The organism is Nesterenkonia lutea (assembly GCF_014873955.1).
Classification (GTDB): Bacteria; Actinomycetota; Actinomycetes; order Actinomycetales; family Micrococcaceae; genus Nesterenkonia; species Nesterenkonia lutea.
The window spans coordinates 2112856-2127855 of the sequence record NZ_JADBED010000001.1 but is presented as its reverse complement, the minus strand read 5'-3'; the positions used below and the strand labels follow the sequence as shown (position 1 = coordinate 2127855).

The following is a 15000-nucleotide window of genomic DNA, read 5'->3' as shown; positions in this document are numbered from 1 at the left end:
CGCGCCCGTGCAGATCACTCTTCGGCCGCCTCGGGCATCAGGACAGCATCGACCATGTAGACGGTGGCGTTGGCGGTCTGGACGCCGCCGCAGACCAGGCCTGCGTCGTCGAACATCAGGTCTTCGCCTTCGCCCTCGATGGTCACGGTGGCGCCGTTGACGGTCTCGTGCTCACCGGCGATCTCATCGGGGGACATCTGACCTTCGATGACGTGGTAGGTCAGGACGCTGGTCAGCATGTCAGCGTCTTCGACCACAGCGTTGAGGTCCTCCTCCGGAATCTCGGCGAAGGCATCATCAGTGGGGGCGATCACGGTGAACTCGCCGCCGTTGAGCGTGTCCACGAGGTCGACGTCCGGGTTCAGCTCGCCGGAGACTGCTGCGGTGAGCGTGGTCAGCATCGGGTTGTTCGAGGCCGCGGTGGCCACCGGATCCTCGGCCATCCCGCCGACCGAACCCTCACCCTCGGGAACCTCCTCGGCGTAGGCCTCACAGGAGGCGCCGACCAGGCTTGCGGCGGGATCAGACTCGTCCATCGACTCTTCATCCATGGGCTCTTCCGACTCCGAGGACTCTTCGTCCATCGGAGCCTCTGACTCCATGGGCTCTTCCTCGGTCATCTCCTGGTCGGTCTCCTCGGCGGGCTCCTCCGAGCCGCCGCAGGCGGTCAGGCCCAGCAGGGCGACCATTCCGATTCCGAGCAGGGAAGTTGTTTTGCGCATCTCGGTCTTCATGACTGAATCTCCTGTTGATCGCACGTGGTCTCTGGCATGACATCTGATCGTTGTCTCGACCAGGTCATGTGCTCAGAGTTCGGAGCGAAGACAGGATCGGATGGTGGATGTCCGAGATTCTTTTCTCGGCCGTCCACCATCCGGTTCAGCTCTGTGGGCCGGAACCCTCGGCATCGGCCAGGATCCGGGCCGCCATCTTGCGGAAGATGACGGCGTGGAAGGGAGCCAGCGCCAGCCAGTAGGCGCGTCCGGCGAGTCCCCGCGGGAAGAAGATCGCCCGCTGTCGGTAGCGCGCGCCGGAGCCCTCAGGCTCCACCACGAACTCCAGCCAGGCCTGTCCGGGGACCTTCATCTCTGCCCGCAGCCGCAGCAGGTGTCCGCGGTCGAGGTCCTCCACCCGCCACCAGTCCAAGGTGTCACCGAGAGCCAGCTGCCCGCGGCTTCTGCGGCCGCGTCCCAGACCGACCCCGCCGACCAGCTTGTCCGCGAGACCGCGAAGCGCCCAGGCGCGCGAGAGGGAGAAGTAACCGGTCTCCCCGCCGATCCCCTCGATCACGGCGAAGACCGCCTCCGGCGATGCGGTGGAGAGCCGCTGGCGTTCATCGACCAGGACCGAGCGCCCGGTCCAGTCGGGGTCCGAGGGCAGCGACTCCGAGGGCACGTCCAGCGGGTGTGCGGCCGCCCAGGTGGTCTCCACCCGGTCCGCCGAGATCTTGTCCAGCGCCAGCCTGACCGAGGTCTCGTAGTCGGTGAGGCCCTCTTCAGGAGGTGCGATGATGTCGTCGATGATCTGATCCTTGACCACGCAGTCATGCTGCAGCGACTCGACCAGAGGTATCGCCAGCGTGCGCGGGATGGGGGTCACCAGATTGACCCACTGGGCGGCCAGCCAGGGAGTCAGCACCGGCAGCGGAATGACGCGAGGCTCGTTGAGCTCAGCGGTGCGCGCGTAGATCTTCATCAGCTGGGCATAGCTGTGGACATCAGGGCCGCCGATGTCGGCGCGCACGCTGGAGCTGAGTTCGATGTCCATCGCGCGGGTCAGATAGTGCAGCGCATCGCGGACCGCGATGGGCTGGATCTGGTTCATCACCCATTTCGGAGCCGGCATGACCGGAAGCACGTCGGTGAGGTGTCGGATCATCTCGAAGCTGGCGGATCCCGAACCGATCACCAGTCCGGCCTGGAGGGTGAGTGTGGGCACGCCGCTGGACTCCAGCACCTCGCCTACGTGGACCCGGGAGCGAAGGTGGGCGCTGAGCTCGCCCTCCCGCGAGTCAGGGTGCAGACCCGCGAGATAGACCAGATGGTCGACGCCGGCCTCGCTCGCCGCGGTCCCCAGGACCTGGGCGCAGCGTTCGTCGAGCTCCTCGAAGCTGCGGTCCGAGGTCATCGAGTGCACGAGGTAGTAGGCGGTGTCAGCACCCGCACAGAGCTCGGCGGCCGCGTCGGGATCGGTCAGATCCCCTTCGACCACGGTGACCTCGTCGCGCCAGGGGACATCACGCAGGGCCTCTGCTCGACGGGTGAGCACACGCACCGTGTGCCCTGCCCGGAGCAGCTGGGGCACCAGCCGTCCTCCGATGTATCCGGTCGCCCCGGTCACTGCTGCTGTTCCCATCAGGCACACATCCTTGGTCGGAAGTCTCCGCGGCGGGCAGGCGTGCTTCTCACGTGCCGCGGCACGTCTCGGCCAATCTAACACCGTCGCATGCGCATGCTCCGCCGGCGTCGCATCCAGCGCGGAGCGGCTGCGACTGGCTATGCTCGTGACATGACCTCAGGCTCGTCCTCGGCGGAGGAACACGTCGTTCTGCTCTCAGAGACCGGAGCGGCCACAGGTGTGGCCCCCAAGCGCACGGTGCACACCCAGGACACCCCGCTGCATCTGGGCTTCTCCTGCTATCTCTTCGACTCCGCCGGACGGCTCCTACTCACCCGCCGGGCGCTGAGCAAGGCCACCTGGCCCGGAGTCTGGACCAACAGCTTCTGCGGACATCCAGGACGTGACGAGGAGCTCGAGCTGGCGGTGCGCCGCCGTGCGCGCCAGGAGCTCGGAGCCGAGGTCACCCAGGTCCAGGAGGTGCTGGCCGAGTTTCGATACCGGGCAGTGGACGCGAGCGGCGTCGTCGAGAACGAGATCTGTCCGGTGTTCGCCGCAGTCCTCACCGGGGAGCTCGCCCCCGTGCCCGAGGAGATCAGTCAGTGGGAGTGGGCGGACCCCGAAGCTGTGCACCGAGCGGTCCGCGAGACCCCCTTCGCCTTCAGCCCGTGGATGGTGGAGCAGCTGCCCGCGATGCAGGCGGCGCACTGGGGCGCCACCGCGTGAGCGCACCCGCCGATCCGGCCGATCACTTCACCGCGGCCGCGCGTGCCGCCGCAGACTGCGTCATCTCCTCCTACTCGACCTCCTTCGGGCTGGCCACCAAGCTGCTGGGACCGCGGCACCGCGGTCACATCCGCAGCCTCTACGCGCTGGTCCGAGTGGCCGACGAGGTCGTGGACGGGGCCGCCTCCGCAGCGGGACTGGACGCGCAGCAGAAGGCGCAGGCGCTTGAACGCTACGCCGCGGAGACTCGAGCGGCGATCGCACGCGGCTACAGCACGGATCTCGTGGTGCATGCCTTCGCCCGCACGGCGATCGAGGCGCAGATCGGTCCTGAGCTGATCGATCCCTTCTTCGACTCGATGCGCGCCGATCTGGAACCTGCCAGCTATGGCGCTGAAGAGCACGCCCGCTATGTCTACGGGTCCGCCGAGGTGATCGGGCTGATGTGCCTGCAGGTGTTCCTCCGCGAGGAGCGGCGCAGCCCCGCCGCCCGCGAGATCCTGGCCACCGGGGCCCGCCAGCTGGGGGCGGCCTTCCAGAACATCAACTTCCTGCGAGATCTGGCCGAGGACACCGATCAGCTCGGTCGGGACTACCTCGGCGGCGGCGCGGGACTGAGTGAGGCTCAGCGTGACCAATGGGTCGAAGCCGTCCGTGATCAGCTCGAGGACGCCCGTGCATCGATGCCGCTGCTGCCGCGGGACGCCCGGACCGCGGTGCGCAGCGCCTGCGCGCTCTTCGAGGCGCTGCTGGAGAAGATCGCCGTCTCCGAGGTCCACGAGCTCTACGAGACCCGGGTGCGGGTGTCCAACGTCCGCAAGGCCGGACTTGCCGCCCGGGCCGCCCTGACCACACGACTGGAGTCTCACTGATGCCCCGCACGATCGTGATCGGCGCCGGAGTCGCCGGACTTGCCACCGCAGCGCTGCTGGCCCGGGAGGGCCATGAGGTCCTGGTGCTGGAGAAGGGTGATCGGACCGGGGGCCGCGCCGGGGTGCTGGAGCGCGACGGCTTCCAGTTCGACACCGGACCCTCCTGGTATCTGATGCCCTCGGTCTTCGAGCACTTCTACAATCTTCTGGGCACGACGACGCAGGAGCAGCTCACCCTGGTGGACCTGGATCCCGCGTACCGGGTCTACTCCGAGCCGGAGTCCGGCGGCGCGACCCCGCCGCCCGTGGACCTCCCGCGGGGGGCCGATCGAGTCCGCCTGCTCTTCGAGGAGCTGGAGCCCGGCAGCGGTCCGAGGCTCGATCGCTATATCGCCTCGGCCAGGCGGACCACCGAGATCGCCGAGCGGCGTTTCCTCTACAACCCCTTCAAGCGGCTGAACAACCTGGCGGTGCCGGAGGTGCTCGCAGCCGGCCCGGAGCTGGCCCGGCTGCTGCTGACCTCCCTGGAGCGCCATGTGCAGCGTCGGTTCAGCCATCCCGTGCTGCGCCAGATCCTCGGCTACCCCGCGGTCTTTCTGGGCACGCGACCCCAGGATGCACCGGCGATGTACCACCTGATGAGCGCCCTGGACCTCGATGACGGGGTCCGCTACCCGCTGGGCGGCTTCTGGGAGGTCCTTGCCAGCTTCCGCCGGCTCGCCGAGCAGGCCGGAGTCCAGATCATCACCGGCGCAGAGGTGACCGAGATCGTCACGGCGCCAGCGCGACGTCGTCGTCTGGGACGCGGGCCTCGGCGGGTCGCCACCGGAGTGCGCTGGCGCGACGAGCACGGGGTGATCCATTCCGAGGACGCCGACGATGTGGTCTCCGCCGCGGATCTGCACCACACCGAGACCGCGCTGCTCTCCGAGCAGGATCGAAGCTATCCGGAGTCCTGGTGGGAGAAGGTCACCAGCGGTCCCGGTGCGGTGCTGGTGATGCTCGGAGTGCGCGGCACGCTTCCCGAGCTGGCCCACCATTCGCTGTTCTTCACCCGCGACTGGACCGCGAACTTCGAGTCCATCTTCGGTGCGAACCCGACGGTGCCCACCCCTGCCTCCTCCTATGTGTGCCGGCCGAGCGCCAGCGAAACGGGGCTGGCGCCGGAGGATCACGAGAACCTCTTCGTGCTGGTGCCCGTGCCGGCTGATGTCTCACTGGGACACGGTGGAGCCGACGGGCGGGGTGACCCCGCCGTCGAGCAGGTGGCCCAGGCCGCCATCGAACAGATCGGTGCGTGGGCCGGCATCGAGGATTTCGAGGAGCGGATCGTGCTGCGCCACACGGTGGGACCGGCGGATTTCGCGACCGACTACAACTCCTGGCGAGGATCGGTGCTCGGCCAGGCGCACACGCTGCGACAGAGCGCGATGTTCCGCCCGCAGAACACCTCTGCCAAGGTGGGCGGTCTCTATTACGCGGGCGGCACCGTGGCGCCGGGCATCGGCGTGCCGATGTGTCTGATCAGCGCTGAGCTGGTGCTCAAGCACATGCGCCGGGACTACAGCGCCGGCCCGCTGCGCACCGAGCCCCAGGTCGCCGTCCCGCACGCCGGCACGGGAGGCTGAGCGTGTCATACCTCTACCTGGTGGGGCTGCTGCTCTCGGCCGCCTGCATGCTGCTGATCGATCGCCGTTTTCGGCTCTTCTTCTTCCGTGACCCGCGCGTGGCGGCGGTGGTGACCGTGGTCGGCCTCGTCTTCTTCCTGCTCTGGGACTTCGCGGGAATCGGACTTGGAATCTTCCTGGTGGGCCACAGCGCCTACATGACCGGCATCATGCTTGCCCCGGAGATGCCGCTCGAGGAGCCGGTGTTCCTGGCGTTCCTGAGCCTGTGCACGATGATCCTCTACACCGGCGCGGTCAAGCTGCTGGACTCCCGCGCCGGGCAGGGGAGCGCCTGATGGCCTACCTCTGGCTGAGCCTGGCCTTCATGGTGCCCGCGGTGCTCGCGGCCGTGGCGCTGCGTCACCGGATCCACTGGGCGGCGGTGGGAGTCACGACGCTGGTGCTGCTGATCCTCACGGCGGTCTTCGACAACGTCATCATCGGTCTCGACATCGTGCGCTATGGCCATGAGCACCTGATGGGCCTCTACCTGGGGCTCGCGCCGCTGGAGGACTTCAGCTACCCGCTGGCCGGGGTGCTGCTGCTGCCTGCCGCCTGGCACCTGCTGCGTGCGCGTCGCCGCACGGATGTCCAGCTCGGCACTGAACCCCAGACCAGGCAGGACCACGGATGAGCCTGATCCGCCAGCTGCTGGTCTCCTCGCGCCCCTTCAGCTGGATCAACACCGCGTTCCCCTTCGCCGCCGCGTATCTCTTCGCGGTCAGGGAGATCGACTGGGTGCTGATCCTGGGCGCGCTGTTCTTCCTGATCCCCTACAACGTCGCGATGTACGGCATCAACGATGTGTTTGACTACGCCTCCGACCTGCACAATCCGCGCAAGGGAGGGATCGAGGGCGCGCTGCTCGCTCCCCGGCTCCATCCCGCGGTGCTCTGGATCTCCGCCCTGAGCACTCTGCCGGCGGCGGCGCTGCTGATGAGTGCGGGCGGGCCGGCGACCTGGGCGGCGGTGCTGGTGAGCCTGTTCGCCGTGGCCGCCTACTCGGTGCCGAAGCTTCGCTTCAAGGAGCGCCCCTTCATCGATTCGCTGACCTCCAGCACCCACTTCGTCAGTCCGGCGCTGGTGGGGTTCGCGCTGGCCCATGACCGTGTGGACTACTCCCCGAGTGGGACCGTGGTGCTCGTTCTGAGCGCCTTCTTCCTCTGGGGCATGGCGGCGCATGCCTTCGGCGCCGTGCAGGATGTGGTGCCGGACCGCGAGGGTGGGATCGGCTCGGTGGCCACCAAGCTCGGGGCCCGGTTCACCGTGCGCATGGCCGTGCTGCTCTGGGCGGGAGCGGGGGTCCTGCTCCTGGCGGGGCAGTGGCCCATCCCGCTGACGGCCGTGCTGGTGATCCCCTATGTCGCCATCTCGCTGCCGTGGTGGAACGTCACCGATGAGTCCTCGGCCGGGGTGAACGCGGCCTGGCGCCGGTTCATCTGGCTGAACTACGGCTGCGGGTTCCTCGCCACCATGATGATGATCCTGTTCTGGTGAAGCCGGTCGGCCGCTGAGCCGCTGGGTCGCCACATCCGATCAGAGCGCGGCGTTGAACATCCAGGGCACACCGAACTTGTCGGTGAGCATCCCGAAGGTGTCACCCCAGGGGGCCTTCGCCAGCGGCTCGCTGATCTCCGCGCCTTCGGCGAGCCCGGCCCACCACTGCTCGAGCGTCTGGTGTTCCGCCTCGTCGGCGACGCTGTTGCTCAGCGAGACAGTGCCCAGCACGCTGGGCGCCCCCACAGGGCCGTCGGCGGCCATGAGGTGGATGCCGTGGTCTACGAACAGGGAGCCGTGCATGATCAGGTCCCGGGTCTCATCCTCGGCGCCCATGCCCTCGGCATAGGTCAGCAGGCCGAGCTCTCCGGCAAAGATGGAGTGGTAGAACTCGAGCGCGCTGCGCGCCGTTCCGGAGAACTGCAGGTACGGGGTCAGACCAATGGTCATGGGGAGCCTCTCTCCACCAGGGTGCAGACCGCACCGTGTGTATGGGACGCGCTCATTCTCATCTGCGGCGGTGCGCAGAGCCAAGACCCTGGTGCCGGGTCCACGGCACGGCTGTGCTTCAGCTGCGCGGCGCGAAGTCCTCCGCCAGCCGGGCCGCCAGCCCGGTGTACGCCGCGGGGGTCAGCTGCGCCAGGCGCCGCTGCGCCTGCTCGCTCAGTCCCAGTCCGGTGACGAACTCCTCGAGCTTCTGCGCGTCCACCCGACGTCCGCGGGTGAGCTCCTTGAGCCGCTCGTAGGGGTTCTCCATGCCCGGAACCCCGGCCACTGCCTCGGCGCGCATGACCGTCTGGATCGCCTCGCCGAGGACCTCCCAGTTCGCGTCGAGGTCGGCGGCGATGACCTCTTCGGCCACCGCAAGCTGTTTCAGCCCTTTGCTCACGTTGCTCAGCGCTAGAACCGAGTGTCCGATTCCGGTGCCGATGTTGCGCTGTCCCGAGGAGTCGGTGAGATCGCGCTGCCAGCGGGACTCCACCAGGGTCGAGCCCAGGGCGTCGAGCAGCGCATTGGAGATCTCCAGGTTCGCCTCGGCATTCTCGAAGCGGATGGGGTTGACCTTGTGCGGCATGGTCGAGGATCCGGTCGCGCCTGCCACCGGGATCTGGCGGAAGAAGCCGATGGAGATGTAGCTCCACACGTCCACGCACAGCCCGTGCAGGATCCGGTTGAAGCGTGCCATGTCGGCGTAGAGCTCCGCCTGGAAGTCATGGGACTCGATCTGCGTGGTCAGCGGGTTGAAGGTCAGCCCCAGCTTCTCCACGAAACCCTGAGCCACGGCCGGCCAGTCAGCCTCGGGAGCGGCCGCGAGGTGGGCCGCGTAGGTGCCGGTAGCGCCGTTGAGCTTGCCCAGGAACTCCTGGGACTCGATCCGGCGCAGCTGTCGGCGCAGACGGTGCACGAAGACGGCGATCTCCTTGCCCAGGGTGGTCGGTGTGGCGGGCTGGCCATGGGTTCGCGCGAGCATCGCCACCTGCGCGGAGTTCTGGGCCAGCTCGGCCAGACCCTCCACCGCCGTGTGCGCGGCGGGAAGCCAGACCTGCTCCACCGCGTCACGGATCCCCACGGCGTAGGAGAGGTTGTTGATGTCTTCGCTGGTGCAGGCGAAATGCACCAGCGGAGTCAGCTCGCCCAGGCCCAGTCCGGGAAGCCGGCGTGCGATGAAGTACTCCACCGCCTTGACGTCATGCAGGGTCTCGGCCTCGATGGCGCCGAGCTCGGCCAGCTCGGCCGAACCGAAGCTGGTCACGATCCGGCGCAGCCCGCGCAGCTGTTCCTCGCTCAGCCGCGGCAGCCCGGGGAGCACCTCCTCGGTGCACAGGTGGATGAACCACTCGATCTCCACGTGCAGACGATTGCGGTTCAGCGCCGCTTCGGAGAGATGGTCCACCAGCGGGGCCACTGCGCTGCGATACCGGCCATCCAAGGCCCCGAGGGCGATCTGCGGCTCTGCATCAGCAAGGCTGATGCGGCGCGCGCCGTGCTGATCCTCGCTGTTCTGATTCTCGCTGTTCTGGTTCTCGCTGTGCGAATTCTCGGGGGAGGCGGCAGTGGAGGAGGAGGTGACCATGGGCTGATTCTTTCATGAGTTTTCCCCAGGACACGGTCGACGACGCCGGCCCGGTCGACTCTCCACGAGCGCTGCAGGCGGGCGCCGCTCCGCTTCCGGGCCGCATAGATTACGAGCACGACAGGGGCTGTGAGGTCAGCAGGCAGGGAGGAATGCAGATGTTCGGGTTCTCACCGGCGGCACAGCAGCTGGAGGCGGCGGCGGGTCAGTTTGAGCAGTTCGCCACGCGACTCGATGTGGTGGCGATGCGTGGCGAGGATTGTCTCGGCGCCGTCTTCGCCTCCGCAGACAGCGTGCGCTGGGACTCTCCCGCCGGTCAGGCGTTCACGGCGATGACCTTCCATCACGTCAGGCTCGCGCGGGAGAGACAGGAGTCGGTCGCGGAGCTGGCAGGCAGCGCGAGGACGATCGCGGGCGAGCTGGCGGAGCATGCGCGCCTCGCCCGCACGCTGGCGGCGGCGATCGCCGCCCTGGCCGGCGCTGCCCCGAACCTGGCTGCTTCGGGCCTGGCTGACCCGGGCCTTGAGGATCTGCTCAGGCGCGCTCGCGGCGCCGGGGACAGCGCCGAGAGCTTCCTTCGGTTTCTCAGGGATCACGGCGGTCTGCCCGTGCGACTGATGGGCATGCAGACCGGCTCAGCCGGCTGAACGGAGAATCGTGTACATCCTCAGACCCGATCAGTTCGGCACTCCGCAGCCGCGCGATTTCAGGGTCCATTCCTATGGGGGACCCACGCAGGCGAATCTGGTGCTGGAGACCCTGCAGCTTGGTTCGCGGCGACTCCAGGATGCGGCCGCCATCGCCGAAGAGCAGGGGCACGCGCTGGCCGGCATGGGCGAAGAGCTCCTCGGCACGGCGGCAGGGTGTGTGCCCCACTGGAGGGTCCCGATCTTTTGTGCTCGGCTCGGCGTCAGCACCGCGCAGATGCTCACGGGCTCCCGGGCCATGGAGGAGACCTCCGAAGCGGTGGAGCGCGCACACGAGAGCTACCGCGACACCGAATCCCTGGTGGTGCACTGGCTTGGAGCGGCGCGCCACCTCGGCCAGTACCCAGCGGTGTATCCCCACGTGCTCCACCCGGAAGGAGACAGGGCAGTCGCGGACGCCTGGGCGCGCACCGCTGCGGTCAACCTCGGACACAGCGGCGTCCTTCTCTTCACCGCGCTGGCCAGGAGGCGACCGGCGCTGCGCGCCTCGAGCGAAGCCGGAGGACTCGTGGCGCAGGCGGCGCTGGAGAAGGTGCGCCGCAGCTCGAGAGCCAGCAGCCAGTCGCTGGACCCGGGCGCCCGTCGGCTCGCCCCGAGGCGCTCTGCTCAGGTCGCGGACTACCTCGAGGCCCATGCCGAGGTGGCCCGGCATGGTGACTTCAGCATCTCCTCGACCGCACGATCGGGGACCAGGGTGCATAGGGTGCACATCCCCGGGCTCGAGCTTCCCGAGGGTCTGGCGGAGATGGATCTGCAGGACCTCGCCGAGGGGGAGCTTGATCTCAGCGCAGGACGAGGACTGAACAGCCTGGCGGATGCCGTCACCAATGACTCCTCGCACCTGCAGGGCGTCATCGAGGAGGCCCTGCAGCGCTCAGGGGCGCAGCCCGGTGATGAGCTGGTCATCTCCGGGTATTCACAGGGAGGTCTGCACGCGCTCAACATCGCCGCCGGCGGCGTCCTCGCAAGGAAATACCGCATCACGGATGTGGTCACCGTGGGCGCACCGGGCAGGGAGGGCCCGATCAGCCCCGGAGTCAGGACCACGAGCTTCCAGGACGTCAATGACCCGGTGCCGCGGCTGATGGGCGAGCAGAGTCAGCTCTCCGCATCGCGCGTGGAGATCCGCTATGAGCACCAGGCGCCCCAGGGCGAGCCGGGCGGCATCTTCGGGCAGAGCCACGGCTACGACCACAACACCGAGGCGATCCGACGTCTGGAGGCCGATCCCGCCGCTCATCTCGACGCCGGAGCGCAGGAGCATCTCCAGGAGCTGACGCAGCAGGTGCGCGGCGAGCACCGGGCCACGGTGTACTCCACCCAGTGGGATGCCCAGGGGACACGAGAGGTGGAGGAGGCCGTCGCCGAGCTCGCAGCGAAGCTGCAGCCGGGCGAAGGGGAGCTTGGACTAGGCGTCGAGGGGGCGCAGGATGAACCGGTTCAGCAGCGCTGAGACCAGAGAGACCACGATGGATCCCAGGACCGCGCTGAAGAAGAAGTCCTCGACCACGAAGTGCACCGGAACCCAGGAGGTCAGCCAAGCGGTGAGCATCAGCATCCCGGCGTTGATGACCACGGCGAAGAGGCCGAGGGTCAGGCAGGTGATGGGCAGCGAGAGCAGCGAGATGATCGGTTTGATGATCACATTGACCAGCCCGAAGACCGCCCCGACGAACAGGAAGGCCAGGATCGTCGCTCCGGTGCCCTGCTCAGCGCCGTCCACGTAGATGCCGGGGATGAGGAATGCCGCTGCGGCGAGGGCCAGGGCGTTCAAGATGATTGCCAGTAGGATTCTCACGATGACTATGTTCTCACGCGCCGGGTCGATCACCCCACGGGAAAGCGTCAGCCTTCTGCCAGCATATTCCGCAGGCAAGCCGCCTCAGCCGGCTGACGGACTGACCCCTTATAAGCTCTCCTCCAACGAGAACCCGCTGGGGCCCGTCCCCGCGGTGACGCAGGCCCTCGCCGAGATCGACACGCTGCACCGCTACCCCAACCCGACCGCAGAGGGGCTCCGCACCGGTCTGGCCGGTCTGCTCGAGGTTCCGGTGGAGGACATCGTGGCGGGAACGGGCAGCCTCGGCGCACTGACCCAGATCATCAATGCCTTCGCCGGATCCAACAGCGATGGGAGCCAGGACGAGGTCATCTACGCCTGGCGGTCCTTCGAGGCCTACCCGATCGTGGTCCGAACGGCGGGCGCACGGGACGTCACGGTGCCCGTGATGGCCGACGGCCGCCATGATCTGGAGGCGATGCTGGCCGCGATCACCGAGAGGACGAAGGTCATCCTGCTCTGCACCCCGAACAATCCGACGGGCCCTGCACTGAGCCACAGCGAGGTCGAGGACTTCCTCGCCAAGGCGCCCAGCGACGTCGTCGTCGTCCTGGATGAGGCCTATCAGGAATTCGTGCGCAGCGACGATCGGCTCGACGCGCTCTCGCTCTACCGCACACACCCCAATGTCGTGGTGCTGCGCACCTTCTCCAAGGCGCACGGCCTGGCCGCGCTGCGTGTGGGCTACTCCATCGCCTCCCAGCAGATCACCCAGCATCTGCGCGTGGTCGCGGCGCCCTTCGGCGTCTCCACGCTCGCTGAGGCCGCCGCGCTCGCCTCTCTGGAACATCTCGATCAGGTCCACGAGCGGGTCGACTCCCTGGTGGCCGAGCGCGGACGTGTGAGCGCCGCCCTGCACCAGGCCGGGTGGACCATTCCGGAGTCGCAGGGCAACTTCGTCTGGCTGCCGCTGGGGGAGAGGTCCCAGGACTTCGCCGCGCAGGCAGGGGTCCAGGCCCTGGCCGTGCGTGCCTTTGCCGGGGAGGGCGTGCGGGTGACCATCGGTGAGGTCGAGGCCAACGATCGTTTCATCGAGTTGTGCCGGACCTACAGATTCCGCGACTGAGTCCAGCTGACACAATGAACGGTGGTCCTGCTCATCTGCAGGAGGGCCACGCGCGGTGCCACCGGAGAGGATCACACAGTGCAGCCACAAGAGGTGCAGCCCATTCAGCTGCTCGCCCCGGACGGGACGCTCGCGGAGAATGAGGTCTACAGCCCTTATATCGCCGCCCTGAGCGCCGAAGAGCTTCGCGAGCTCTACCGACACATGGCAGTGGAGCGCCGGCTGGACGCTGAAGCCACCTCGCTGCAGCGCCAGGGCCAGCTCGCGCTCTGGGCGCCCGCACAGGGTCAGGAAGCCGCCCAGGTGGGCACCATCGCCGCGCTGAAGCCCACTGACATGGTGTTTCCGACCTACCGCGAACATGCCATGGCACTGTACCGAGGCATCTCCCCGGAGCAGCTGCTGACCATGTTCCGCGCCACCCGGCATACCGGCTGGGACCCGCGGGAGCACAACTTCCAGGTCTACACCCTGGTGCTGGCCGCGCAGACCCTGCACGCCGCGGGCTGGGCCATGGGCATCAATCAGGACCTGCGCATGGGCAGCATCCCGCGGGACCGCGCCGAGGACGAGATCGTCGTGGCGTGCATCGGCGACGGCGCCACCAGCCAGGGGGACGTCCACGAATCCATGGTCTTCGCCAGCTCCTATGAGCTGCCGATGCTCTATTTCATCCAGAACAACCACTGGGCGATCTCGGTGCCCACGCGCACACAGTCCCGCGGGCCGCTGGTGAACCGCGCCCAGGGCTACGGCTTCGAAGGGGTCCGCGTGGACGGCAACGATGTGCTGGCCAGCTACGCAGTGGCCACCAGGCTCTCCGGAGAGATCCGTGCAGGCAAGGGACCGAAGCTGATCGAGTCCGTCACCTACCGGATGGGCGCTCACACCACGGCCGATGACCCCACCAAGTACCGGAGCTCCCAGGAGCTCGAACTCTGGGAGGGACGCGACCCGATCCGGCGCTACCGCTCCTGGCTCAGCTCCACCGGGGATGCAGACGAGTCCTTCTTCGAGCAGGTGGACGCCGACGCCAAAGACCTGGCCTCGGACATGCGCAAGTCCGTGCTCGCCCTGGAGCCCATTGATCTGGAGCGGGTCTTCGACACCGTCTACTCGGAGCCGCACCGCCAGGTGGAGGCCGAGAAGGCCTGGCTCAAGGACTACGAGGCAGGATTCGCCGAAGAGACGAACGCCACGGAAGCGGGCACCACACGATGAGCGCGATCAAAGAGATGCCCATGGCGAAGGCCATCACCGCCGCCCTGCGCGATGAGCTGGCCGCGGACCAGAAGACGCTGCTGATCGGTGAGGACATCGGCGCGCTCGGCGGGGTCTTCCGGGTCACCGACGGGCTCCAGGCCGAGTTCGGCACTCACCGGGTGATCGACTCGCCGCTGGCCGAATCCGGCATCATCGGCGCCTGCATCGGCATGGCGATGCGCGGCTATCGTCCGGTGGCAGAGATCCAGTTCGACGGGTTCGTCTTCCCCGCCTTCAACCAGATCACCACCCAGCTCGCCAAGATGCACAACCGCACAGACGGCAAGATCAAGGTGCCGGTGACCATCAGGATCCCCTACGGCGGGCACATCGGTTCGGTGGAGCACCACTCCGAGTCCCCGGAGGCGCTCTTTGCGCACACCGCCGGGCTGCGGATCGTGGCCCCCTCGAACCCCCAGGACGCCTACTGGATGACCCGTCAGGCCATCGTCAGCGACGACCCGGTGATCATCCTGGAGCCGAAGCGACGCTACTGGCTCAAGGGCAGGGTCGACATGGAGAACCCGGCACCGGATGCCTTCCGCGCCCAGGTGCTGCGGGAGGGCACCGACGCGACGATCGCCACCTATGGACCGCTGGTGCCGGTGGCCCTCGCGGCCGCCGAGGCCGCACGAGCCGATCAGCGCAGCATCGAGGTCATCGACATCCGGTCCATCAGCCCGCTGGACGACGAGACCATCGCACGCTCCGCCGCCAAGACGCAGCGCCTGGTGGTGGCCCATGAGGCGCCCACCTTCGGCGGCATGGGCGGAGAGATCGCGGCCCGAGTGGCTGAGCGGGCGCATCCGCGGCTGCTGGCGCCCGTGCTGCGGGTGGGAGGGTTCCACATGCCCTACCCGCCCTCCTCCCAGGAGCACCGGTATCTGCCCGATATCGACCGCATGCTGGAAGCCGTGGAACGCAGCTTCAGCTACCAGAGAGGTGTCTGAG

16 protein-coding genes are annotated in these 15000 nt (G+C 67.9%); 11 read left to right on the top strand and 5 right to left on the bottom strand.

The window, feature by feature from the left end; all coding sequences use genetic code 11:
• Positions 1-14 precede the first annotated feature (14 nt).
• Both H4W27_RS09760 and H4W27_RS09755 read right to left on the bottom strand, forming a co-directional pair.
• Entirely contained in the window at positions 15-734 is a 720-nt protein-coding gene (locus H4W27_RS09760) for a fasciclin domain-containing protein (RefSeq protein ID WP_192595762.1), read from the bottom strand.
• A 145-nt stretch (positions 735-879) separates the two neighbouring features.
• Complete coding sequence (locus H4W27_RS09755) at positions 880-2355, bottom strand: SDR family oxidoreductase (RefSeq protein ID WP_192595761.1); 1476 nt, start codon at positions 2353-2355, stop codon at positions 880-882.
• A 153-nt stretch (positions 2356-2508) separates the two neighbouring features.
• Between H4W27_RS09755 and idi the strand changes: the two genes are divergently transcribed.
• Genes idi through H4W27_RS09725 form a run of 6 tightly spaced genes read left to right on the top strand, consistent with a single transcriptional unit; the run spans position 2509 to position 7099 of the window.
• On the top strand, positions 2509-3063 hold the full coding sequence (gene idi, locus H4W27_RS09750) for an isopentenyl-diphosphate Delta-isomerase (protein WP_192595760.1): 555 nt from the start codon (positions 2509-2511) through the stop codon (positions 3061-3063).
• Positions 3060-3935, top strand: a complete 876-nt coding sequence (locus H4W27_RS09745; RefSeq protein ID WP_192595759.1) for a phytoene/squalene synthase family protein — start codon at positions 3060-3062, stop codon at positions 3933-3935. The genes idi and H4W27_RS09745 overlap by 4 nt, the downstream gene beginning before the upstream one ends.
• Positions 3935-5563 carry a phytoene desaturase family protein gene (gene crtI / locus H4W27_RS09740; RefSeq protein WP_192595758.1) on the top strand — a complete coding sequence of 543 codons (1629 nt, stop codon included), beginning with the start codon at positions 3935-3937 and terminating at the stop codon, positions 5561-5563. Before H4W27_RS09745 ends, crtI begins: the two co-directional genes overlap by 1 nt.
• Positions 5564-5565: 2 nt before the next feature.
• The gene (locus tag H4W27_RS09735) at positions 5566-5898 is read left to right on the top strand and encodes a lycopene cyclase domain-containing protein (RefSeq protein WP_192595757.1); all 333 of its coding nucleotides are present in this window, start codon (positions 5566-5568) and stop codon (positions 5896-5898) included.
• Positions 5898-6236 carry a lycopene cyclase domain-containing protein gene (locus H4W27_RS09730; RefSeq protein WP_192595756.1) on the top strand — a complete coding sequence of 113 codons (339 nt, stop codon included), beginning with the start codon at positions 5898-5900 and terminating at the stop codon, positions 6234-6236. Before H4W27_RS09735 ends, H4W27_RS09730 begins: the two co-directional genes overlap by 1 nt.
• The gene (locus H4W27_RS09725; RefSeq protein ID WP_192595755.1) at positions 6233-7099 is read left to right on the top strand and encodes a prenyltransferase; all 867 of its coding nucleotides are present in this window, start codon (positions 6233-6235) and stop codon (positions 7097-7099) included. The genes H4W27_RS09730 and H4W27_RS09725 overlap by 4 nt, the downstream gene beginning before the upstream one ends.
• Positions 7100-7138: 39 nt before the next feature.
• Here H4W27_RS09725 and H4W27_RS09720 read toward each other — a convergent pair whose 3' ends face one another.
• Both H4W27_RS09720 and purB read right to left on the bottom strand, forming a co-directional pair.
• Positions 7139-7549: a VOC family protein gene (locus tag H4W27_RS09720; protein WP_192595754.1), complete on the bottom strand. Its 411-nt coding sequence runs from the start codon at positions 7547-7549 to the stop codon at positions 7139-7141.
• A gap of 118 nt (positions 7550-7667) precedes the next feature.
• Positions 7668-9173 (bottom strand): adenylosuccinate lyase, encoded by a 1506-nt coding sequence (purB, locus tag H4W27_RS09715; protein WP_192595753.1) that lies wholly within the window; start codon positions 9171-9173, stop codon positions 7668-7670.
• Positions 9174-9187: 14 nt separating this feature from the next.
• Here purB and H4W27_RS09710 point away from each other — a divergent pair, with 14 nt between their 5' ends.
• A complete protein-coding gene (locus H4W27_RS09710; RefSeq protein ID WP_192595752.1) occupies positions 9188-9820 on the top strand; it encodes a hypothetical protein in 633 nt (210 codons plus the stop codon).
• Positions 9821-9830: 10 nt separating this feature from the next.
• Positions 9831-11333: an alpha/beta hydrolase family protein gene (locus tag H4W27_RS09705; protein WP_192595751.1), complete on the top strand. Its 1503-nt coding sequence runs from the start codon at positions 9831-9833 to the stop codon at positions 11331-11333.
• Here H4W27_RS09705 and H4W27_RS09700 read toward each other — a convergent pair.
• A complete protein-coding gene (locus tag H4W27_RS09700) occupies positions 11289-11678 on the bottom strand; it encodes a phage holin family protein (RefSeq protein ID WP_192595750.1) in 390 nt (129 codons plus the stop codon). The genes H4W27_RS09705 and H4W27_RS09700 overlap by 45 nt on opposite strands.
• Position 11679: 1 nt before the next feature.
• Here H4W27_RS09700 and hisC point away from each other — a divergent pair, with 1 nt between their 5' ends.
• The 3 genes from hisC (at position 11680) to H4W27_RS09685 (ending at position 14999) form a co-directional block, all read left to right on the top strand.
• On the top strand, positions 11680-12786 hold the full coding sequence (gene hisC / locus H4W27_RS09695) for a histidinol-phosphate transaminase (RefSeq protein WP_192595749.1): 1107 nt from the start codon (positions 11680-11682) through the stop codon (positions 12784-12786).
• Positions 12787-12864: 78 nt separating this feature from the next.
• Complete coding sequence (locus tag H4W27_RS09690) at positions 12865-14007, top strand: thiamine pyrophosphate-dependent enzyme (RefSeq protein ID WP_318782274.1); 1143 nt, start codon at positions 12865-12867, stop codon at positions 14005-14007.
• The gene (locus H4W27_RS09685; protein ID WP_192595748.1) at positions 14004-14999 is read left to right on the top strand and encodes an alpha-ketoacid dehydrogenase subunit beta; all 996 of its coding nucleotides are present in this window, start codon (positions 14004-14006) and stop codon (positions 14997-14999) included. Before H4W27_RS09690 ends, H4W27_RS09685 begins: the two co-directional genes overlap by 4 nt.
• Position 15000 lies beyond the last annotated feature (1 nt).

Excerpts from the sequence above, each read along its gene's own strand:
- H4W27_RS09760 (WP_192595762.1), bottom strand. The coding sequence starts at position 734 with ATGAAGACCGAGATGCGCAAAACAACTTCCCTGCTCGGAATCGGAATG.
- H4W27_RS09720 (WP_192595754.1), bottom strand. The coding sequence starts at position 7,549 with ATGACCATTGGTCTGACCCCGTACCTGCAGTTCTCCGGAACGGCGCGC.
- idi (WP_192595760.1), top strand. The coding sequence starts at position 2,509 with ATGACCTCAGGCTCGTCCTCGGCGGAGGAACACGTCGTTCTGCTCTCA.
- H4W27_RS09755 (WP_192595761.1), bottom strand. The coding sequence starts at position 2,355 with ATGGGAACAGCAGCAGTGACCGGGGCGACCGGATACATCGGAGGACGG.
- H4W27_RS09730 (WP_192595756.1), top strand. The coding sequence starts at position 5,898 with ATGGCCTACCTCTGGCTGAGCCTGGCCTTCATGGTGCCCGCGGTGCTC.
- H4W27_RS09710 (WP_192595752.1), top strand. The coding sequence starts at position 9,188 with ATGAGTTTTCCCCAGGACACGGTCGACGACGCCGGCCCGGTCGACTCT.
- hisC (WP_192595749.1), top strand. The coding sequence starts at position 11,680 with ATGACTATGTTCTCACGCGCCGGGTCGATCACCCCACGGGAAAGCGTC.
- purB (WP_192595753.1), bottom strand. The coding sequence starts at position 9,173 with ATGGTCACCTCCTCCTCCACTGCCGCCTCCCCCGAGAATTCGCACAGC.
- H4W27_RS09725 (WP_192595755.1), top strand. The coding sequence starts at position 6,233 with ATGAGCCTGATCCGCCAGCTGCTGGTCTCCTCGCGCCCCTTCAGCTGG.
- H4W27_RS09685 (WP_192595748.1), top strand. The coding sequence starts at position 14,004 with ATGAGCGCGATCAAAGAGATGCCCATGGCGAAGGCCATCACCGCCGCC.
- crtI (WP_192595758.1), top strand. The coding sequence starts at position 3,935 with ATGCCCCGCACGATCGTGATCGGCGCCGGAGTCGCCGGACTTGCCACC.